General features: G+C 60.3%; 16 protein-coding genes. 12 read left to right on the plus strand and 4 right to left on the minus strand.

Going from position 1 to position 19,680, the window contains the following annotated elements:
- Positions 1-36 precede the first annotated feature (36 nt).
- Positions 37-4,323: a DEAD/DEAH box helicase gene (locus tag CKW26_RS12635; protein ID WP_095048823.1), complete on the plus strand. Its 4,287-nt coding sequence runs from the start codon at positions 37-39 to the stop codon at positions 4,321-4,323.
- Between the two features lie 115 nt (positions 4,324-4,438).
- On the opposite strand, the gene CKW26_RS12640 is transcribed toward CKW26_RS12635, so the two are convergent.
- Positions 4,439-6,532 carry a mechanosensitive ion channel family protein gene (locus tag CKW26_RS12640; protein WP_095048824.1) on the minus strand — a complete coding sequence of 698 codons (2,094 nt, stop codon included), beginning with the start codon at positions 6,530-6,532 and terminating at the stop codon, positions 4,439-4,441.
- 456 nt (positions 6,533-6,988) lie between these two features.
- Between CKW26_RS12640 and CKW26_RS12645 the strand changes: the two genes are divergently transcribed.
- From CKW26_RS12645 to CKW26_RS12660, 4 genes are read left to right on the plus strand one after another with little or no spacing between them, the layout of a single operon-like run.
- Positions 6,989-7,915 (plus strand): DUF72 domain-containing protein, encoded by a 927-nt coding sequence (locus tag CKW26_RS12645; RefSeq protein ID WP_095048825.1) that lies wholly within the window; start codon positions 6,989-6,991, stop codon positions 7,913-7,915.
- Positions 7,912-8,709, plus strand: coding sequence for an endonuclease/exonuclease/phosphatase family protein (locus CKW26_RS12650; protein WP_095048826.1), 798 nt, complete (start codon positions 7,912-7,914; stop codon positions 8,707-8,709). The genes CKW26_RS12645 and CKW26_RS12650 overlap by 4 nt, the downstream gene beginning before the upstream one ends.
- A complete protein-coding gene (gene clsB, locus CKW26_RS12655; protein WP_095048827.1) occupies positions 8,706-9,980 on the plus strand; it encodes a cardiolipin synthase ClsB in 1,275 nt (424 codons plus the stop codon). The genes CKW26_RS12650 and clsB overlap by 4 nt, the downstream gene beginning before the upstream one ends.
- On the plus strand, positions 9,977-10,963 hold the full coding sequence (locus tag CKW26_RS12660) for a lysylphosphatidylglycerol synthase domain-containing protein (protein ID WP_095048828.1): 987 nt from the start codon (positions 9,977-9,979) through the stop codon (positions 10,961-10,963). Before clsB ends, CKW26_RS12660 begins: the two co-directional genes overlap by 4 nt.
- A 115-nt stretch (positions 10,964-11,078) precedes the next feature.
- Here CKW26_RS12660 and CKW26_RS12665 read toward each other — a convergent pair whose 3' ends face one another.
- From CKW26_RS12665 to CKW26_RS12675, 3 genes are all read right to left on the minus strand, one after another.
- Positions 11,079-11,837, minus strand: coding sequence for a S9 family peptidase (locus tag CKW26_RS12665; protein WP_093434434.1), 759 nt, complete (start codon positions 11,835-11,837; stop codon positions 11,079-11,081).
- The gene (locus CKW26_RS12670) at positions 11,827-12,936 is read right to left on the minus strand and encodes a DUF3182 family protein (RefSeq protein WP_095048829.1); all 1,110 of its coding nucleotides are present in this window, start codon (positions 12,934-12,936) and stop codon (positions 11,827-11,829) included. The genes CKW26_RS12665 and CKW26_RS12670 overlap by 11 nt, the downstream gene beginning before the upstream one ends.
- 280 nt (positions 12,937-13,216) lie before the next feature.
- On the minus strand, positions 13,217-14,218 hold the full coding sequence (locus tag CKW26_RS12675; RefSeq protein ID WP_095048830.1) for a GlxA family transcriptional regulator: 1,002 nt from the start codon (positions 14,216-14,218) through the stop codon (positions 13,217-13,219).
- 101 nt (positions 14,219-14,319) lie between these two features.
- On the opposite strand from CKW26_RS12675, the gene CKW26_RS12680 reads away from it, so the two are divergent.
- The 7 genes from CKW26_RS12680 to CKW26_RS12710 all read left to right on the plus strand — a co-directional run bounded on the left by CKW26_RS12680 (position 14,320) and on the right by CKW26_RS12710 (position 19,577).
- A complete protein-coding gene (locus CKW26_RS12680; RefSeq protein ID WP_095048831.1) occupies positions 14,320-14,874 on the plus strand; it encodes a cysteine hydrolase family protein in 555 nt (184 codons plus the stop codon).
- A gap of 145 nt (positions 14,875-15,019) precedes the next feature.
- Complete coding sequence (locus CKW26_RS12685; protein ID WP_095048832.1) at positions 15,020-15,688, plus strand: YjfI family protein; 669 nt, start codon at positions 15,020-15,022, stop codon at positions 15,686-15,688.
- A gap of 17 nt (positions 15,689-15,705) precedes the next feature.
- On the plus strand, positions 15,706-16,404 hold the full coding sequence (locus CKW26_RS12690; RefSeq protein WP_016983574.1) for a PspA/IM30 family protein: 699 nt from the start codon (positions 15,706-15,708) through the stop codon (positions 16,402-16,404).
- A gap of 211 nt (positions 16,405-16,615) precedes the next feature.
- A complete protein-coding gene (locus CKW26_RS12695; RefSeq protein WP_095048833.1) occupies positions 16,616-17,266 on the plus strand; it encodes a DUF2491 family protein in 651 nt (216 codons plus the stop codon).
- Positions 17,267-17,281: 15 nt separating this feature from the next.
- Positions 17,282-17,707 carry a DUF350 domain-containing protein gene (locus CKW26_RS12700; protein WP_007917221.1) on the plus strand — a complete coding sequence of 142 codons (426 nt, stop codon included), beginning with the start codon at positions 17,282-17,284 and terminating at the stop codon, positions 17,705-17,707.
- A gap of 17 nt (positions 17,708-17,724) precedes the next feature.
- A complete protein-coding gene (locus tag CKW26_RS12705) occupies positions 17,725-18,417 on the plus strand; it encodes a DUF1190 domain-containing protein (protein WP_095048834.1) in 693 nt (230 codons plus the stop codon).
- 2 nt (positions 18,418-18,419) lie between these two features.
- On the plus strand, positions 18,420-19,577 hold the full coding sequence (locus CKW26_RS12710; RefSeq protein ID WP_095048835.1) for a glutathionylspermidine synthase family protein: 1,158 nt from the start codon (positions 18,420-18,422) through the stop codon (positions 19,575-19,577).
- Positions 19,578-19,680 lie beyond the last annotated feature (103 nt).

A 19,680-nucleotide genomic window follows, 5' to 3' on the forward strand; every position in this document is an offset into this window, starting at 1 on the left:
TTGCATCTTCACACCCGTGCCCGCATAACTTAAGCCATGAATCTGCCCATCCCCACGGACGCGGCCCTGGCAGGCTTTCACCCCGCCGTCAGTGCCTGGTTCAGCAACACATTCGCGACGGTCACCGCCGCCCAGGCCCGCGCATGGCCGTTGATCCGCCAGCGCCGTTCGACGCTGATCGCCGCGCCCACCGGCTCCGGCAAAACCCTCACTGCGTTTCTGGCCGTGCTCGACGACCTCGTCCACCGAGGCCTGGAAGATCCCGACGGCCTGCCCGACGAAACCCTGGTGGTCTACGTCTCGCCACTGAAGGCGCTTTCCAACGACATTCGCATCAACCTGCAAAACCCATTGGCGGGGATCACCGAACACCTGCGGCAGATGAATCTGCCTGGGCTGGCAATCACCACCGCCGTGCGCACTGGCGACACCCCGCAAAAAGAACGCGCGGCCATGCGCAAGACCGCGCCGCACATTCTGGTGACCACCCCGGAATCGCTCTACGTGCTGCTCGGTTCGGAGTCAGGACGAAAAATGCTCGGCACCACGCGCACGGTGATCATCGATGAAATCCACGCGATGGCCGCCGGCAAACGCGGCAGTCATCTGGCCCTGAGCCTTGAGCGACTGCAGGCGTTATGCAGAGAACCGCTGACCCGCGTAGGCCTGTCCGCCACGCAGAAACCGGTGGAAGCCGTGGCGCAATTTCTCGTCGGCCACGACCGTCCCTGCGAAATTATTGACATTGGCCACGCCCGGCCACGGGATCTGGGTATTGAGGTGCCGCCAGTGCCCTTGTCGGCCGTCATGGCCAATGATGTCTGGGAACGGGTCTACGATCGGCTCGCAGAACTTGCGCGCGTGCACCGCACCACGCTGATTTTCGTCAACACCCGGCGCCTGGCCGAACGCCTGAGCCGGCACCTCAGCGAACGCCTGGGCAAACACGCCGTAGCCGCGCATCACGGCAGTCTGGCCAAGGAGTTTCGCCTGGACGCCGAACAACGACTCAAGCGCGGCGAACTGCAGGTATTGATCGCTACCGCCTCGCTGGAACTGGGCATCGATATCGGCGAAGTCGATCTGGTCTGCCAGATTGCCTCACCGCGCTCTATCGCCGGTTTTCTGCAACGTGTTGGCCGCTCCGGGCACCAGGTGGGCGGCACACCCAAGGGTCGATTGTTCGCCACCACCCGCGACGACTTGATCGAATGCACCGCCCTGCTCGACTGCGTGCGCCGAGGCGAACTCGACACCCTGCACATCCCGGTCGCGCCGCTGGATGTTTTAGCGCAGCAGATCATCGCCGAAGTCAGTTGTCAGGAATGGCCGGAGGACGCCTTGCTGGCGATGTTCCGCCGCGCCTCGCCCTACCGCGATCTCGACGAAAGACACTATCAGGCCCTGCTGAGCATGCTCGCCGAAGGCTACAACGGTCGCCAGGGCATCCGCAGCGCCTACCTGCACCGCGACGCCGTCAGCCGCACCTTGCGTGGCCGTCGCGGTTCACAACTGACCGCCGTGACCAGCGGCGGCACCATTCCCGATAACGCCGACTACAGCGTCATGCTCGAGCCGCAAGGCCTGAACATCGGCAGCGTCAACGAAGACTTCGCAGTAGAAAGTATTGCCGGCGACGTGTTCCAGCTCGGCAACACCTCCTATCGCATCCTGCGCGTGGAAACCGGCAAGGTCCGCGTTGAGGATGCCCACGGCCAGCCGCCGACCATTCCGTTCTGGCTCGGCGAAGCGCCGGGGCGCAGCGATGAATTGTCATCGGCTGTCGCACGTCTGCAAGCACAGCTCGATGAACTGCTCAGCGACAGCCCCGGCAATCTGCAACCGGCACTCGACTGGCTGACTCAGACCCTCGGCCTCAACCTCGCCAGCGCCGAGCAACTGGTCGAATACCTGGCCCGCGCCCGCCAAACCCTCGGCGCCCTGCCCTCGCAAGACACGCTGCTGATGGAGCGTTTTTTCGACGAGTCCGGCGGCACGCAATTGATCATCCACTCACCGTTCGGCAGTCGCATCAACCGCGCCTGGGGCCTGGCCCTGCGCAAGCGTTTCTGCCGCACCTTCAACTTCGAATTGCAGGCCGCCGCCAGCGAAGACGCGATCGTCCTGTCGCTGTCCACCAGCCACAGCTTTGAACTCGATGACGTCTGGCGTTACCTGCACAGCAACAGCGCCGAGCACATCCTTATTCAAGCCGTACTCGATGCGCCGCTGTTCGGCGTGCGCTGGCGCTGGAATGCCGGGGTGGCACTGGCATTGCCGCGTTTTACCGGCGGGCGCAAAGTCGCGCCACAGTTGCAGCGGATGAAAAGCGAAGACCTGATCGCCAGCATATTTCCCGACCAAATCGCCTGTCTGGAAAACCTCGCCGGCGAACGGGAAATTCCCGAGCATCCACTGATCGAGCAAACCCTCGACGATTGCCTGCATGAAGCGATGGACAGCGAAGGCTGGTTGAATTTGCTGCGGCGCATGGAGCGTGGCGACGTGCGCTTGATCAGCCGCGACTTGCCGGCGCCCTCGCCGCTCGCCGCAGAAATTCTCAGTGCGCGGCCGTACACCTTTCTCGACGATGCACCGCTGGAAGAACGTCGCACTCAAGCGGTGATCAACCGGCGCTGGAGCGATCCGCAATCGACCGATGATCTCGGCGCGCTGGATGCGGACGCCATAAACGCTGTGCGCGCAGAAGCCTGGCCGACGCCGAACGCTGTGGATGAAATGCATGAGGCGCTGATGAGCCTGGCGTGCATCAGCGATGAGGAAGTGCAAACGAACGAAGGCTGGCGTGCATGGCTGGAAAATCTGGCCAGCAGTGGTCGCGCCTGCCGTCTACAGATCGATGCCGAGCATGGCTTGTGGCTGGCCCGCGAACGCCTAACGTGTCTGCAAGCGCTTTATCCACAGGCCAAATTGCAAGCCGAACTGGAGGCGTTGCCGGGATTCGATGAGGCGTGGACGTTCGATGAAGCGCTGGTCGAAGTGATCCGCGCGCGCCTCGGTGCCTTCGGACCGCTGCCATTATCCGCGATTGCCGAACCGCTCGCGTTGCAGGCCACTGAAGTCCATCAAGCCCTCGCCCAACTGGAGCGCGAAGGTTACGTGCTGCGCGGCCAATTCACGCCGGGATTGGAAGTAGAAGAATGGTGCGAACGGCATCTGCTCGCGCGCATTCATCGCTACACGGTCAAGCGCCTGCGCCGGGAAATCGAACCGGTAGCTCTGCAGGATTTCATGCGGTTTCTGTTCGACTGGCAGCATCTCTCGCCTTCTACTCGCGGTCAGGGTAGAGCCGTGTTGCCGGCGATTATCGGCCAGTTCGAAGGCTACGCGGCGGCGGCTTCGGCGTGGGACAGCGATATCCTCCCGGCGCGATTAAAAGACTATTCGCCAAGTTGGCTGGATGAGCTGTGCCGCAACGGCAAACTGGTGTGGACGCGCCTCAGTGCCCGGCAAAAAATCAGCGGTACGGCGTTGCGCAGCACGCCTATCGTGCTGCTGCCGCGCAGTCAGGTCGGCCTGTGGAGTGCGCTAGCCGAACAGACGCCGGTGAGCGAACTTTCGCCGAAAACCCAGAAGGTCTTTGAAGCCTTGAGTCAACACGGTGCGCTGTTTTTTGACGAGCTGAGTCATGAAGCGCATCTGCTGCGCACCGAGCTGGAAATCGCCTTGCAGGAACTGGTCGGCGCCGGCCTGGTGAACGCCGACAGCTTCGCCGGCCTACGCGCGCTGATCACCCCGGCGAGCAAGCGCCAGCAGCGCAACAGTCGGCGTGGGCGCGGGGCGTTTATCGGTGGGATGGATGATGCCGGGCGCTGGGCCTTGCTGCGGCGCGGGGCGGCTGTGGATAACAGCGAGACGCTGGAACATGTCGCGATGACGTTGTTGCGCCGCTATGGCGTGGTGTTCTGGCGCTTGCTGGAGCGCGAGGCGGACTGGTTGCCGAGTTGGCGCGAATTGCTGCGCACGTTTCATCGACTGGAAGCGCGCGGCGAGATTCGCGGTGGACGGTTTGTCAGTGGTCTGGCGGGGGAGCAGTTTGCCTTGCCTGAGGCGATTCCGCTGTTGCGCGAAGTACGGCGGCGGCCGCATGACGGTAGTCTGGTCGCGGTGTGCGGGGTGGACCCGCTGAATCTGGCCGGGACGTTGTTGCCGGGGGTGAAAGTGCCAGCACTGGTGAGTAATCGGTTGGTCTATCGCGATGGTTTGCCGGCGGCGGCGGAGATTGCCGGCAAGCAGCAGTTCTGGCTGGAGCTGGATCAGATCGGCATGGAGCAGGTGCGCGGCAAGCTGATCCGGCATTGAGGTTGGCGGGTCTGGCGCCATCGCGAGCAGGCTCACTCCTACATTTGGAATGCGTTCCCCTGTAGGAGTGAGCCTGCTCGCGATAGCGCCGGCATTCCCACCCAAAATCCACTCGTTAAGTCCGCGATTCCTGCGGCACCTCGCTCGCCACGACCTCACCCTCCTGCTGCCGATTCGGCAACAAAACCTGCTGTGGATAAGTCTGCGCGAAATGCACCAGCGGGCTGTTATCCACAAGCTTCTTCAAACGCTGGTTGAACGCCCGGCTCACCGCATACTGCCCACCGGATACCGTGCGGAACTGCGCCGTCAGCACCACGCCGTTCAAATCCATCTTGTCGACACCAAACACATCCAGCGGCCCTTGCAGGTTGTACTTTAGGAACGGGTCTTCGCGGATCGAGTCACCGGTCTCGCGAATCAGCTCGATGGCTTTATCCACATCAGTGTCGTAAGTGAACTGCACCGAGAAAAACGCAAAGGCAAACTGCCGCGATTGATTGGTCACCGCTTTGATCTGGCCGAACGGCACCGAGTGCACAAAGCCCTTGCCGTCGCGCAGACGCAGAGTGCGGATGGTCAGCCCTTCGACGGTGCCGGCATGCCCGGAATCAAGCACCACCCAATCGCCAATCGACAGTGTGTCTTCGATGATGATGAACAATCCGGTAATCACGTCCTGCACCAGTTGCTGCGAACCGAACCCGATGGCCAGCCCGACCACCCCGGCACCGGCCAGCAGTGGCGCAACGTTGATCCCCAGATTGGCCATAGTGGTGATTGCGCAGATCACCACGAGGATGATTTTGATCGCGTTGCGCAGCAGCGGCAGGATGGTTTTCACCCGTGTGCTCGGCTGGCGCGCCGCGCGTTTGCTGAGCGGCGGCTTCAACGCTTCCTGAATCGCTGTGTCGAGCACCACCCACAGCAACCACGTCACCAGGAAGATCAGGCCAATGCTGCTCAGCGCGTTACTGATGGCTCGTCCAACCGTGCTGCTCTGGGCAAAATCGAGCAGCGACACACCCCAGATTCGCCCGAGGATATCGATGAATGCGATAGCGATGACGATCCGCAGCAAGGCGTGCAACAGGCTGAGAAAACGTTCTTTGTAAGCGCTGCTGCGCTGGATTGCCTCAGCCTTTCGTGACTTGAACAGATGCTGCAGGATCGTACTGAGGAACACCGTGCCGATCAGCAACACCGTGGTGAACAACGCGCAACGCAGGGCCTTCTGATTGTCCTCGCCGATGCCAATCAGATTCACTGCCGAGACCAGCACCATCAGCACGATTGGCCAATACCACAGCCCCGAGAAAATCCGCAGCGACTCCTGCAACGAGGGTTGTTTCAGCCGCTGACTCAGTGAACGATTGCGGATCAGATGCGCCACCGGACGACGCAGGCGAATCACCAGCAAACCAAAAATTATCGAGGCGATCAGCCCGGTGAACACCGCGATACTGCTGGTGATGTTACCGCCCAGTTGTCGGGCGATCTGCGGGCTGGTCAGCGCATCGCTGAGGGCCGCGAGGAAGCCGATCAGGAACAGCGGACGCGGGCAATAATCACGAATGATCCGCGCCGCCGGACGTTTATGGCCGACGTTGAACATCACCACCACGCACAACAACATCGAGGTGGAAAAGATGCCGCTGCTGGTGGCGTAGGCCAGACACAGCGCCAGCGCGCGGCCGACCGAAGCTTGCAGAAAATGGCTGACGTACAGCGTCAGCGGCAGGCAGATCAGCGCCGGCACGGTGTACGGCAGCAAGTAACCAATCAGATCCTGACTGCGCTGGCGGGTGCGCAACCAGCGGCCCTCACGCAGACGCTTGGCCATCAAACTGCCGAGCACGGTCAACAACGCGAAACTGCCTAGCCAGACGCCCGACAGCGTGAGGAAGTCCCCGGCGACGCTCCAGCCCGAGCGGTTCGAGGATTGGTTGACCAGTTTATCGACTTCATCAGCGGCGCGATCGGCGCGCAGGCGCCAGGCGTCGACCAGGTGTTCGTTGAGATCGAGCTTGTCCTGGACGTCGTCGATGCTCGAACTGATTGCACCGAGCAGACCGCCCTGCACAATCGGTTCAGGTTTTTCCGCCTCTTCGGCGGCGGCCGGGATGCCCGGCAACGCGGCGGCGTCGATTTCACTGGCGCCGAGAAACAGCAGTGCTCCCAGCAGCATGGCGATCCTGAACTTGATCAAAACTCCGATCTCCCTTGGCTGAACCTGTAAGGAACTGATCGGTAATTGCACAGCAAGTTCAAGAGCACCCTCACCCCAGCCCTCTCCCAGAGGGAGAGGGAGCCGACCGAGTTGCCTGCGAAAAGTACATCGACCTGAAAGTCCTGAGTCGAACTCAAATCCTGAAAACCCTGAAGATCAGCTCCCCTCGCCCTCTCCCAGCGTGAGAGGGAGCTGACCGAGTTGCCTGCGAGAAGTACACCGACTTGCAAGTCCGGAGTCGAACTCAAACCCTGAAAACCCTGAAGATCTGCTCCCTTCCCCTCGCCCCCTCTGGGGGAGAGGGTTGGGGTGAGGGGGAGCGCTTTTGATCTTCGCCTCAAGACGTGACCGTCCGTAACACCATCGAAACTTTCCCCAGCCGCCCGCAGTCATCAAAAGATACCGGCAACACGAGGACTTTCGACGGAGGGCGGCATGGCAACGATCCACATCGGTATTTCCGGCTGGCGCTACGCACCGTGGCGCGGGGACTTCTACCCCAAGGGACTGGCGCAGAAACGCGAATTGCAGTTCGCTTCGCGGGCGGTCAACAGCATCGAAATCAATGGATCGTTCTACGCCCTGCAACGGCCCGAACGCTATTCGCAGTGGTACGCCGAAACACCGGACGACTTCGTTTTCAGCGTTAAGGCGCCGCGCTTCATCACCCACATCCGCCGCTTGCGCGACATCGAAAAGCCTCTGGCCAATTTCTTCGCCTCGGGGGTGCTGGAGCTCAAGGAAAAGCTCGGGCCGATCCTTTGGCAGTTCCCGCCGAACTTCACATTCGAGCCTGAGCGCTTTGAACATTTCCTCGCGCTACTGCCCCACGATACCGAAGCCGCCGCCACCCTCGCCCGGCAACACGACGCTCATCTGCACGGTCACGCGAGCATGAAAGCCTGGCGTAGAAAACCGCTGCGCCACGCTGTGGAAATCCGCAACGACAGCTTCCTTGATCCCGATTTTGTGCGCCTATTGAAGCGCTACAACACCGCACTGGTGATCGCCGACACTGCCGATAAATGGCCATACCGCGAAGATCTCACCAGCGACTTTGTCTACTTGCGCCTGCACGGTGCCGAAGAGCTGTACGCCAGTGGCTACACAGCACCGGCACTCAAACGCTGGGCCGAGCGCATTGACGCTTGGCATCACGGCGAGCAACCAAAGGATGCTCATCTGATCGCACCACGCTTGAAGCCACGCGCACGCAAGTCTCGCGAAGTGTTCTGCTATTTCGACAACGACATCAAAGTCCGCGCGCCGTACGACGCCCGTGATCTGCTGCACCGTTTCGAACTGGATAAAGACCTCGTCACCACCCCCGGCGAACCCGCTGGCGAAGGAGTGTTGGCATGAGTATTCCAGAACCGGTCGGTTTTACAGACGAAGGTTCGGTAGTCGCGCCATCGGTACGCACGTTCACCGTGCTGACGGTCAATACCCACAAGGGTTTCACCGCCCTCAACCGGCGTTTCATCCTGCCGGAGTTGCGCGAAGCGGTGCGCAGCGTCGCCGCCGACGTGGTGTTTCTGCAGGAAGTCCATGGCACCCACGAACAGCACCCCAAGCGCTACAACAATTGGCCGACGATGCCGCAATACGAATTCCTCGCCGACAGCCTCTGGCCGCAGTTCGCCTATGGGCGCAACGCGGTGTACCCGGAGGGCGATCACGGCAACGCGCTGCTGTCGAAATTCCAAATCATTCGCCACGACAACCTCGACGTATCGATCAGCGGCCATGAGAACCGTGGCCTGCTCCATTGCGTCCTGCGCCTGCCCGGTGACGGCACCGAAGTGCATGCGATCTGCGTGCATCTGGGCCTGCGCGAAAGTCATCGCAACGCCCAACTGGATTTACTCATGCAACGCCTGGCGGAGTTGCCCGACGACGCACCGGTGATCGTCGCGGGCGATTTCAACGACTGGCGCCAGCGCGCCGATGCGCAGCTCAAACCCTGCGGCCTGCGCGAAGTATTCGCCGAGCACCAGGGCAAACCGGCGCGCAGCTTTCCCGCGCGCCTGCCAGCACTTCGGCTTGATCGTATTTACGTGCGCAACCTCAAGGCCAGCCAGCCGAAAGTCCTGGCGAACCGGCCCTGGTCGCACCTTTCCGACCACGTTCCTTTATCGGTAGAGATCGAACTATGAGCAGCGCGCCGCTGGAGAAATCCGCCGTGGAACCGGTCGCCATCACCCCGCCGACCCGCGAGCCCGGCCAGGTCGATGTCGAGTACCACTGGCAGGGCAACAACCGTGTCGAGTTGCTGGAAAACGGCGAAGAATATTTCCCGCGGGTGTTCGCCGCGATGCGCGCGGCAAAGAGTGAAATCCTCCTCGAGACCTTTATCGTTTTCGAAGACAAGGTCGGCGCCGAACTGCAGGAGATTCTGATCGACGCAGCACAGCGTGGCGTTCGCACCACGGTCAGCTTTGACGGTTTCGGCTGTGGCGAATTGACCACCGGTTATCTGACGGCGTTGAGCGAGGCCGGGGTGCACCTGCAGATTTTCGATCCAGCACCGAAGCACCTGGGTATTCGCACCAACTGGTTCCGCCGTTTGCATCGCAAGATCGTCGTGGTCGACGGACTGGTTGCGTTCGTTGGCGGAATCAATTTTTCCGGTGATCACCTGGCCGACTTCGGCCCCGAAGCCAAGCAGGATTATGCGGTGGAAGTTCAGGGCCCGGCGGTTACCGACATCCATCATTTCGCCTTGCTGCAAAGCGGTCGTCCCGGACGTGCACGGTTCTGGTGGCAACGCCGGCGCCAGCGGCGTGCGGAAATGGCCTTCAACGATCTCGATGGCCAAGTGCGTCTGGTGTTCCGTGACAACGATCAACACAACACCGATATCGAGGATGTGTACTTACAGGTACTGCGCCGCGCCAAACGCCGCGTGGTGATTGCCAACGCCTACTTCTTTCCCGGCTATCGTTTGCTGCGCGAGATCCGTAACGCGGCGCGGCGCGGCGTCGAGGTGCGCCTGATTCTGCAGGGGCAACCGGACATGCTGGTGGCCAAACTGGCGGCGCGCATGACCTACGACTACTTGCTCAAGGCCGGCGTGCAGATCCACGAATATTGCCAGCGCCCGCTGCACGGCAAAGTGGCGCTGGTCGACGAGGAATGGAGCACCGTCGGCTCAAGCAATCTCGACCCGCTGAGCCTCTCCCTGAACCTGGAAGCCAACGTGCTGATCCGCGACCGCGCGTTCAATCAGCATCTGTTCGAGCGCCTCGAAGACCTCAGCCGGAACCACTGCAAAGCCATGGACCCGAGCAAGTCCCCGCGTGGTCGAATCTGGCACATGACCGTGGGTTTTCTGGTGTTCCACTTTTTGCGGCATTTTCCGGCGATGGCCGGTTGGCTGCCGGCGCACAAACCACGGCTCAAGCCATTTCGAGGAAACACGCCATGAGCCATTCCGAAGCGCATTCGAGCAGCCATTCGGCACCAGCGACTCACTCGAAATGGAGTCGCTGGAAACGCCCGTTGAGCCTGCTGTTTTTCCTCGCACTGATCGTCTTGCTGACGCTGTTCGCCACGCGCATCGAGTGGGCCGAAGTGCTGCAAACCCTTGCCGACTTCAAGCTGCGCACACTGATCATCGCCGCCAGCCTGACACTGCTGAGTTTTCTCGTGTACGCCAGTTTTGATCTGATCGGCCGTACTTACATTCGTCAGGACCTGACCTGGAAACAGATCCTGCCGGTGGGGATCATCAGCTATGCGTTCAACCTGAACCTGAGCGCCTGGGTTGGCGGCATCGCCATGCGTTATCGGCTGTATTCGCGTCTTGGGGTGAGCAAAAGCAACATCGCGAAGATCCTCGGTTTGAGCCTGGCGACCAATTGGTTCGGCTACATGACCATTGCCGGCGTGGTGTTCAGCAGTGGGCTGGTGACAATGCCGCCGGGCTGGAAAATCAGCAGCAGTGCGCTGCAAGGCATCGGCGTGCTGTTGCTACTGATCAGTGCCGGTTATCTCGCCGCGTGCCAGTTTTCCAAGCGCCGTGAGTGGTCGATTCGCGGCGTGGAAATCAATCTGCCGTCGTTGCGCATGGCGGTCCTGCAACTGCTGCTGGGCGCGTTGAACTGGTCGCTGATGGCAGCGGTGATTTTCACTTTGCTGCCGAGCAAGCTCGATTATCCGTTGGTGCTGGGCGTGCTGTTGATCAGTGCGATTGCCGGGGTCATCACGCATATTCCGGCGGGGCTTGGGGTGTTGGAGGCAGTGTTTGTGGCGCTGCTGCAACACGAGGCTTCACGCGGCAGTCTGGTGGCGGGATTGCTGGCGTATCGGGCGATTTATTTTCTGTTGCCGTTGTTAATTACGGTGGTGATGTATCTGGTGGTTGAGGCCAAGGCCAAGGCGCTTCGGATCGAGAAAAACCCCTCTTGAGTTAGTTTTTGAATTCGAAATCGCTATCGCGAGCAGGCTCACTCCTACAAGTGAACGCATTCCAAAATGTAGGAGTGAGCCTGCTCGCGATAGCGTTAGAAAGAACACTAAAAAATCATGCTGATTGAATAATGCTCAACCGCTCGCCCACAACCATCTCGGTAATCCAGTCCACCAGAATCGAGGTGTAGGCCTGCTGCGACACCGGTTCGCTCAACGCATGATCGGCGCCATCGATAATCCGGTGCGTCAGTGAATGGGTCTGCTGACACGCCGCGCGGTAACTCATGATCGCCGCATGGGGCACGTAATCATCGGTTTCCGACTCCACCAGCAAAACATCCCCGGTGAATTGTGAACAGGCATGCAGCGCCCGATTGGTGTCAGCCCGCACCAGCGTGCTGCGGTAATCACGCAGATCAGCCTTGTCCAGATCGCGCTTGGGTGTGTGCCATTGCTCATCGCGATACAGCGCCGGTACGCGCAGTGCCAGCCAGCGTACAGGACGCAATGAGGTAAGGATGGCCGCCAGATACCCACCATAACTGGTGCCGACCACGGCGATGGCCGAAGTGTCGAGCGCCGGATGCGCGAGCAAGCGGTCATACGCCGCGAGCAGATCACGCAGATTGTCTTCGCGGGTAACGCGGGTCAGCGGAATCCCGGTACCGCCGGTATGTCCGCGCAAGTCGAAAGTCAGGCACACACACCCGAGACCCGCGATGCCTTTGGCCCGCTCCAGATCACGCTCCTGACTACCGCCCCAACCGTGGACAAACAACACGCCAGGCACTTTCGATTTGGGACTGAGAAAGGTCCCGCTCATCTGTTCATCATCAATGTCGATTTGAATGCTTTCGCTTCTAGCCGTCATAGGATTTGACCGTAACGTATTTGAGGAGAAATTCGCTGTTCTCAGCCGGGCCGCGATAGACCTCGATGGCATCCGCCGGCAACGGCTGATCGATGTAGGTTTCTACCGAAGACACACGGATCGCGCGCATCCCCGGATCGTTGACGAAGCTTTGCAACGCGGCGACTTCAGCACTGCTGGCACCGCCCATGCGCCACGATTGTTCGAGCACACCGCTGCGGTTTTTGCCCTTGCTGTCCAGACCTTGGGCGATGTCGTAGTTGCGCCGCGAAGCATAGAAGCGCGGATAGGCTTCATTGGCGGCAGCGTCGAAAACCTGCGCCTGCTCAATGGCCAGACGCACATCGTCGGGCAGGTCGAGCTTCAGCAGTTCGTCATACCCACCCTGCACGACCAACAGGTTCGAGCCGCCGTACACGTCTTCACCGTGGGCATCGTTGGTCAAGTATTGATCACCGCAGTAGCTCAACACTTTGTCGCCGATGAATGACTGGCCGACGCTGTGGGTGACGACATCGCTCAGGTCCTGCTCAAGCACCACGCCTTCGCTGAACTGCTTTTCAATGTCAGGCCGGGCAAGAATTTCGTCGAAGGCGTCGAGGTTTTTGATCACTTCCTGCCCCCGACCGGCGCAGGCGTGAACCGGCTTCAAACGAATCGGGCCGTTGTACAGCAAATGCTCGGCAGCGGGCCGCGCATCCTCCAGCGAGAACACGCTGAGCCCGTCGAGCACCACATTGCGCGTTCGCTCGGAAAATAATGGCGACCAGCCTTGCGGCGCCTGAGCCAGATGACTGCGCAGGCCGTGGCTAATGGCTTTGGTGCAGATGAAATCGTGCTCGACAAAGCCACCCCACAAATCGTCCGGACCTTTGATGCCGAGTTGCTGAGCGCTGGCATTACCGACGATGGTTTGCGTCGGTAGCAGATACAGGTCACGACCGCGATGTTTGTCCGGATCGTAACTGCCGCCAAATTTGCATCCGAGAATCTGCGCCAGCCAACGCGCCAGAGCTTTATTGGTTTGCACTTCGTGCTGCGGCGCGTCAGGGCGCACCGAATGGGCAACCACGATTTTCCTGCTGGGTGTCGGGGTCATGCGTCCCCCTTCCATCGGTTCGATGACTGTGGCGGTGAGAGGTGCAGAGATCAGGCCAACGGCTGCTCCACAAAAATCCTAGCCTAATCAGAAACTTGCCGGAATCGTACTGGCACCGCGCCTGTTTCAATCTGCACGACCGCGCGCAAAACCCCGGCAAATTGCACGATCCCGAACCTTACACGGTCGCCTGTAGGAGTGAGCCTGCTCGCGATAGCAGTGGGTCAGTCGACCTGTTCTTAATTGACGAATCGCAATCGCGAGCAGGCTCGCTCCCACATTAGATATTCGTCGGCTTCGGGTTTGGGGACACACCAAACCGCGCCCGATAATCACTCGGCGCCAGCCCGGTAATCTTCTTGAAGATCGCACGAAACGCACCCGGATCCTGATAACCCACCGTCCACGCAATGTGATCAATCGTGCCATTACTGAATTCGAGCATTTCCCGTGCCTTGCCCACCCGCAGATGCTGGCAGTACTCGGTCGGTTTCAAACCGGTTGCCGCGCGGAACCGGCGCAGAAAGGTACGTTCTTCCAACCCCGCCCGCTCCGCCATCGCCGCCAAGGAAACATCCGTCGCGCCGGTGCTTTGCAGCCAATGCTGAACCTTGAGAATCGCCGCATCGCCATGCCCGAGTATCGGCGCGAAATTACTGCCGCACTCACTGGCGCTGTCACTGTGCTCTATCACCAGAAATCGCGCGGTGCCGGTGGCAATGCTCGGCCCAAGCAACCTGTCGACCAGGCGTAATCCGAGTTCCGACCAAGCCATCAATCCGGCCGTGGTGATCAAGTCGCCGTCGTCGACAATCGGGGTATCAGCCTTGAGCTTGATCTTTGGGTAACGCTCGGCGAAGGCCTTGGCCGAGGTCCAATGGGTGGTGGCGCTGCGGCCGTCGAGCAGACCGCTTTCAGCCAACATCAGCGAGCCTACGCAAACCCCGCCCAGCGTCGCACCGTGGGCATGTTGATCCCGTAACCATTGCATCAGGCTGGCCGGCGCTTGCGCCGCCGAGAACCCGGCGATCGATGGCGGAATCAGCACCGCCAGCAAAGCCCTGTCGTCACCCGCATGACTGGCGTAAGTGCGCGTTGGCGGCTGCTCACCTTCGACCTGCCAGTGACTGACCCGCAGCACAGGCAACTGCGCGGCCTGATGTTCGGCGGCAATCCGGTTGGCCACCGCAAACAGATCGGTCAGACCATGCACCGCCGCCATTTGCGCGCCTGGATAGATCAGCACACCCAATTCAGCGATGGCGGCACTTTCTGCGCCCATTGTCAGTTTTCCCCTGTCTATTGTCGGTGTGGCCAATCCTCGAATCGCTGGCCAGCGCCAATACTGCAGCCACTTCCAGCCAATCCATCGAGGACACACCCATGGCCAAGCAAGCGCTCATCGTAGTCGATATCCAGAACGACTACTTCCCCCAAGGCAAGTGGCCGCTGGCCGGTGCTGATGCCGCCGCCGACAACGCCGCTCGGCTGATCGCCGCCTTCCGCGAGGCCGGTAATCCGGTCATCCACATCCGCCACGAGTTCACCTCAGCGGACGCGCCGTTTTTCACCCCGGGATCGGACGGCGCCAAGCTACACCCGAAGGTGCTCAACCGCGCCGATGAACCGGTGGTACTCAAGCACTTCGTCAACTCGTTCCGCGAAACCGAACTGCAAGCGATCCTCGACGAACAAGGTATCAAGGAACTGGTGGTGGTCGGCAGCATGAGCCACATGTGTATTGACGGCATTACCCGTGCGGCGGCAGATCTGGGTTATGGCGTGACCGTGATTCACGATGCCTGCGCCAGCCGCGATCTTGAGTTCAATGGTCTGACAGTGCCGGCGGCCCACGTCCACGCCGCTTTCATGTCGGCACTGGGTTTCGCCTACGCCAGTGTGGTGTCCACTGACCAATTCCTCACCGCCCAGTCCTAAGCAATATTCTGCAAAAACACCAGGCCCGCCTTGCAGCGGGCCTTTTCACACCCGTCATAAAAATCTCACGCGTGAGCCATTGATGGCACTTTGAATTGGTTGTAGTGTGGCTCACGCGTGAGATTTTCATAACCGAGCCATTGCCATGAAAAGCCGTACCCCTTTAGCGAAGTCAGAGAGCCCCAAGGGGGAGCGCGCGAAACCGTCGGCGAAAAAACCGTCGAGCTTCTACATGAAGCAGATGCGCGCGGGCCTGGCCGCTGCCGGTTATGTGAAACACGAAACTTGGGTGCTTCCCGAAAACCGAAGCTTGCTCAAGCAAATGGAGCAACAGCTACGCCAACCGATTCTGGCTGGCTCTTTCATGTCGGAGAATTACATGAGCGCAGGCAACAACTGGACCATCGATAGCCTCTTCAACGCCCTCAAGGCCCTGGACGAGGTGGCTTCGCAAGAGATCACGCTGTCGCTGATCCAGAGCTCCGAACCCAGCATCAAGCTGGAAATGAACGAATTCGGCGGTCTGCCGATTCACATCGCCCTGGCCGGCCAGCAGATCATCGTCGACACCGTGCTGGTGGACATCGATTCGATCTCGAACGTAGCGGCCTTCAACGACGCCGTATTGCGCAGCCGGGAAATGTTCCCGCTGTCGTCGATCGGGATCGAGTCGATGCCGAACGGGCAGACCGTTTACAACATGTTTGGCGCCCTCAGCGCCGACTCGAGCCTGACCAACGTCGTCACTGAGGTGAAAACCCTGGTCGACAACGTGCAGCGCGCGAGCGAAGCCTTCGAACACTTCTTCAAGTAATCAACAGGGAATATCCAATGACTCAGTCCATCTGGAGCAAGTTGTTCACCGCACTGCGCGGCGGCGCCAATGAAGTCGGCGAAGCGATCGCGGACCAACAGGCTCTGCGCATCCTCGACCAGGAAATCCGCGATGCCGACAGCGCGCTGTCGAACGCCCGTCGCGAACTGGTCACCATCATGGCCAAACACAAACTGGCCGCCGACCGCGTAAGCGAGTACGACGCCAAGATCAAGGATCTGGAAGCCAAAGCCGTCTCGGCGCTGAACGCCGGCCGTGAAGACCTGGCACTGGAAGTGGCTGAAGCGATTTCGACCCTGACCAACGAGCTGGATGTTGAGAAAAAGCAGAGCGACGAATTCGGCACCTACGCCGAAAACATGCGCAAAGACATCAGCAAAGCCGAGTCGCGGATCAAGAGCCTGCGCCAGCAAGTGGACATGGCCAAGGCCCGTGAAAGCGTGCAGAAAGCTCAGGTCAGCGCCTCCATCGCCAGCGGCGGTGCCAATGGCAAACTGGAAACCGCCGTCGGTACGTTGAACCGTCTGCAGGCCAAGCAGCAGCAACGCGCGGCTGAACTCAGCGCTGCGGACGAACTGGCCGACGCTTCAACCGGCAACGATCTGGAACGCAAACTGCGCGACGCCGGCATCACGCCGAACGAAGGCAGCGCCAATGCGATTCTTGAGCGTCTGAAGCAAAAGTCCTCGCAGTAACGCAGGGCAAAAAACCTGTGGGAGCGAGCCTGCTCGCGAAAGCGTCGTATCAGTCGACATCAATATTGACTGGTATGCCCTCTTCGCGAGCAAGCTCGCTCCCACATGGTTTGCGGCGTAAAAATCCTTCTGCTCGTTCACCGGTTCGCCCGGTACACTAGCCACGTTTTTTCGCCGACGAACACCTCCACCCGCTTCAAGGAACGTACCCATGGGATGGTTTAAAGACTTGCTGGGCACCAGCAACTGGCAGACCGCTGCGCCAACACCGACCGTTGCCAGTGGCCCACTCGGCATGGCGCAAGGCAAGGCCGTCAGGTTCGATACAACCCTGGCGCTGTTGCTCGATGGCTCGACCACGGTGCGCGTGCCCTTCGATCAGGCGATCTGGAGCCATGGCTGGGTCGACCTCGGCCAGTCCAACAAACTGCACCGCTATTACATGAACGACGAGGATTTCTGGCTACAGATCCACGTCACCGGTGACGATCAGATCGAATCGGTCACCCTGTTCAATTACCTCAGTTACGTGACGGTCAACAGTGACGCCGAACTGCAGCGTCTGGCCGGCCCCAACAGCCAGATCGGCCTGCCCGCCTACAGCCACGACGGCGTCGAATACACCCGCGAGTGGGGCACCGAACAAGGCCAGACCGAACTCGTACCGATGACCGAACAAGTGGTCAATCCGGATGAGAGCTACACCATCGAACACCACTCCATGCTTTATGCGCGCGAGACCGGCCTGACCGATCGCCGCGAATTGCTGCTGTTCTCCGTCGAACAGGACGAAGAAGGCACCGTCAGCCTGAGCACCTCGCTCGGCATCTCGCTGTATACGACAGATCTGAGCACCATTTAAAAAAGGAAGTTTTTCATGCTGGAAGTGCTGGCCGTTTCCCTGAACAAAACCGCACTGGTCGGTTTCGTCGTCTACCTCATCGGCGCCGTGCTGCTGTTCATGCTGTTTCAATTTGTCTACACGCGCATCACGCCGCACAAGGAGTTCGAGCTGATTCGCTCCGGCAACGTTGCCGCCGCGATCGCCCTGTCCGGCGCGATCATCGGCTTCGCGATTCCGGCCAGTAACGTGATTGCGTTTTCGGTCAATGTCCTCGACTTCGTGCTCTGGGCAGTGATTGCCGCGGTGGTGCAACTGCTGGCATTCCTCGCCACGGGCCTGGTGCTCAAAGGCACATCCCAGCGCATCGCCAACGGCGAAGTGGCTTCCGGTATCTATGTCGCTGCGGTCGCGATCAGCGTCGGCATGCTCAACGCCGCGTGCATGACACCGTCCAACTGATCGGCAGGAAGCCTTAGATGAAACGCAGCAAATACGTTCAGTTGTCCCTCGCCGCCTCGGTGGCGATGGCCATTTCCGGCCAGGCGACAGCCGCAGATCAACCACGCAATTTCCAGAATGTGGAACAGTGTGTCGACGCCGAAGTGGCCGCCGATGTCTGCTCCAACGCCTACGTCGCCGCCCTGACCGAACACCGGCGCATCGCCCCGGCGTACGACAACAAGACCAAGTGCGACGCGGACTTTGCCGCTGACTGGTGCCAGAAGAATTCTGACGGCCGCTTCGTGCCGAGACTCGGCGGCTTCAAAGTGCCGCAGGAAGGTGAGCCGGCGCAGAACCTCGACGCCATCGCCGATGCCCAAATGCCCGCCGGTAATGCAACGGCGCAGAACGTGCAAAGCACTTCGCACGTCTCCAGCGGTGGCGGTGGCGGCAACGGCTGGCTGACCGGTTGGCTGATCGGCAACGCGATGAGCAACAACGCCGAGCGCACGGTTTACCGCGATCGCGAAACGCGCCAGCCGTACAACACCTCGACGCAGTACCGCAGAGCCGAAACCACGACGCGCAGCCAGACGGATTACGAAAGCAGCAAAAGCAAACCGGTCAACGTCGCCTCGTCGACGTCACGCGGCGGCTTCGGCAGCCAGTCCAGTGCCCGTAGCGGTTGGGGTGGCTGGAGCAGCAGTTCTGGTCGTTCGAGCAGCTGACGATGAAGAAGATCCTCTGCGCCGAGCGGCCTGACTGGAAACAGACTGCCGAAAGCCTCGGCTTCATGTTCCACACCATCGACGACGAGCCGTACTGGGACGAAAGCGCCTACTACCAGTTCACGCTCGCGCAGATCGAAAACGATCTTGAGGACCCGACCACCGAACTGCACGAGATGTGCATGGACCTGGTCGATCGCGTGGTACACAGCGAAGAATTGCTGGATCGCCTGAGCATCCCGGCGCCGTACTACGACATGATCCGCACTTCCTGGCTGGAAGGTCATCCGCATCTGTACGGACGCATGGACTTTTCCTACAGCGGCAACGGCCCGGCGAAACTGCTGGAGCTCAACTACGACACGCCGACCAGTCTTTATGAAGCGGCGGCGTTCCAGTGGGGCTGGCTGGAACAATGCATCGAGCGCGGCACGCTGCCGCGTCATGCCGACCAGTTCAACAGCATCGACACCCATCTGCATCAGGCCTTCGCCGAATTACAACTGAAGCGGCCGTTCTACTTTGCCTCGATGAAAGACTCGGTCGAGGACAAGGGCACAACGGATTATCTGCGGCTGATCGCCGAGAAAGTCGGCATCGAGTCGCGGCACATCGATATCGAAGACATTGGTTTGACGGCTGAAGGGCGCTTCGTCGACCTGGAAGATCGCTGGATCCCGCACCTGTTCAAGCTGCATGCCTGGGAGTTCATCTTCCACGAGCCGTTCGGTGCGGCGATTGCCGCGAGCGATACGCAGTTTTTCGAACCGGCGTGGAAGGCGATCCTGTCGAACAAGGGTGCACTGCCGTTGCTGTGGGAGATGCACAAGGGTCATCCAAATCTGCTGGCAGCGCATCTCGACCCGAATCCGGCCAGCACCGTGCCCAAGGGCTGGGTACGCAAGCCGTACTTTTCCCGCGAAGGCGCGAACATTGAGTTGCAAACGGCTGACGGTCTGATCGTCAAAGAGGACGGGCCCTACACCGATGCGCCATTTATCCTGCAGGAGTTTGCGCCGCTGCCGAAGTTTGGCGACAGCTACACGCTGATCGGTTCCTGGGTGATTGGCGATCAGGCTGCGGGGATTGGTGTGCGGGAAGACAACAGTTTGATCACCAAGGATTCGAGCCGGTTCTTGCCGCATCTGATTCTCGACTAAACCACAAATCCCCATGTGGGAGCTGGCCTGCCAGCGATGACGGATTGTGAGTCGACTCATTTGTTGACTGATCCACCGCGATCGCTGGCAAGCCAGCTCCCAC

The sequence above is a fragment of the Pseudomonas sp. Irchel s3h9 genome (assembly GCF_900187475.1).
Lineage (GTDB): Bacteria > Pseudomonadota > Gammaproteobacteria > Pseudomonadales > Pseudomonadaceae > Aquipseudomonas > Aquipseudomonas neuropathica.

What these genes read in the sequence shown, in the direction of transcription:
- CKW26_RS12700 (WP_007917221.1), top strand. Translation starts at nt 17,282, where the DNA reads ATGCTGGAAGTGCTGGCCGTTTCCCTGAACAAAACCGCACTGGTCGGT.
- CKW26_RS12675 (WP_095048830.1), bottom strand. Translation starts at nt 14,218, where the DNA reads ATGGGCGCAGAAAGTGCCGCCATCGCTGAATTGGGTGTGCTGATCTAT.
- CKW26_RS12710 (WP_095048835.1), top strand. Translation starts at nt 18,420, where the DNA reads ATGAAGAAGATCCTCTGCGCCGAGCGGCCTGACTGGAAACAGACTGCC.
- CKW26_RS12695 (WP_095048833.1), top strand. Translation starts at nt 16,616, where the DNA reads ATGGGATGGTTTAAAGACTTGCTGGGCACCAGCAACTGGCAGACCGCT.
- CKW26_RS12635 (WP_095048823.1), top strand. Translation starts at nt 37, where the DNA reads ATGAATCTGCCCATCCCCACGGACGCGGCCCTGGCAGGCTTTCACCCC.
- clsB (WP_095048827.1), top strand. Translation starts at nt 8,706, where the DNA reads ATGAGCAGCGCGCCGCTGGAGAAATCCGCCGTGGAACCGGTCGCCATC.
- CKW26_RS12650 (WP_095048826.1), top strand. Translation starts at nt 7,912, where the DNA reads ATGAGTATTCCAGAACCGGTCGGTTTTACAGACGAAGGTTCGGTAGTC.
- CKW26_RS12705 (WP_095048834.1), top strand. Translation starts at nt 17,725, where the DNA reads ATGAAACGCAGCAAATACGTTCAGTTGTCCCTCGCCGCCTCGGTGGCG.
- CKW26_RS12690 (WP_016983574.1), top strand. Translation starts at nt 15,706, where the DNA reads ATGACTCAGTCCATCTGGAGCAAGTTGTTCACCGCACTGCGCGGCGGC.
- CKW26_RS12680 (WP_095048831.1), top strand. Translation starts at nt 14,320, where the DNA reads ATGGCCAAGCAAGCGCTCATCGTAGTCGATATCCAGAACGACTACTTC.
- CKW26_RS12685 (WP_095048832.1), top strand. Translation starts at nt 15,020, where the DNA reads ATGAAAAGCCGTACCCCTTTAGCGAAGTCAGAGAGCCCCAAGGGGGAG.
- CKW26_RS12670 (WP_095048829.1), bottom strand. Translation starts at nt 12,936, where the DNA reads ATGACCCCGACACCCAGCAGGAAAATCGTGGTTGCCCATTCGGTGCGC.
- CKW26_RS12660 (WP_095048828.1), top strand. Translation starts at nt 9,977, where the DNA reads ATGAGCCATTCCGAAGCGCATTCGAGCAGCCATTCGGCACCAGCGACT.
- CKW26_RS12665 (WP_093434434.1), bottom strand. Translation starts at nt 11,837, where the DNA reads ATGACGGCTAGAAGCGAAAGCATTCAAATCGACATTGATGATGAACAG.
- CKW26_RS12645 (WP_095048825.1), top strand. Translation starts at nt 6,989, where the DNA reads ATGGCAACGATCCACATCGGTATTTCCGGCTGGCGCTACGCACCGTGG.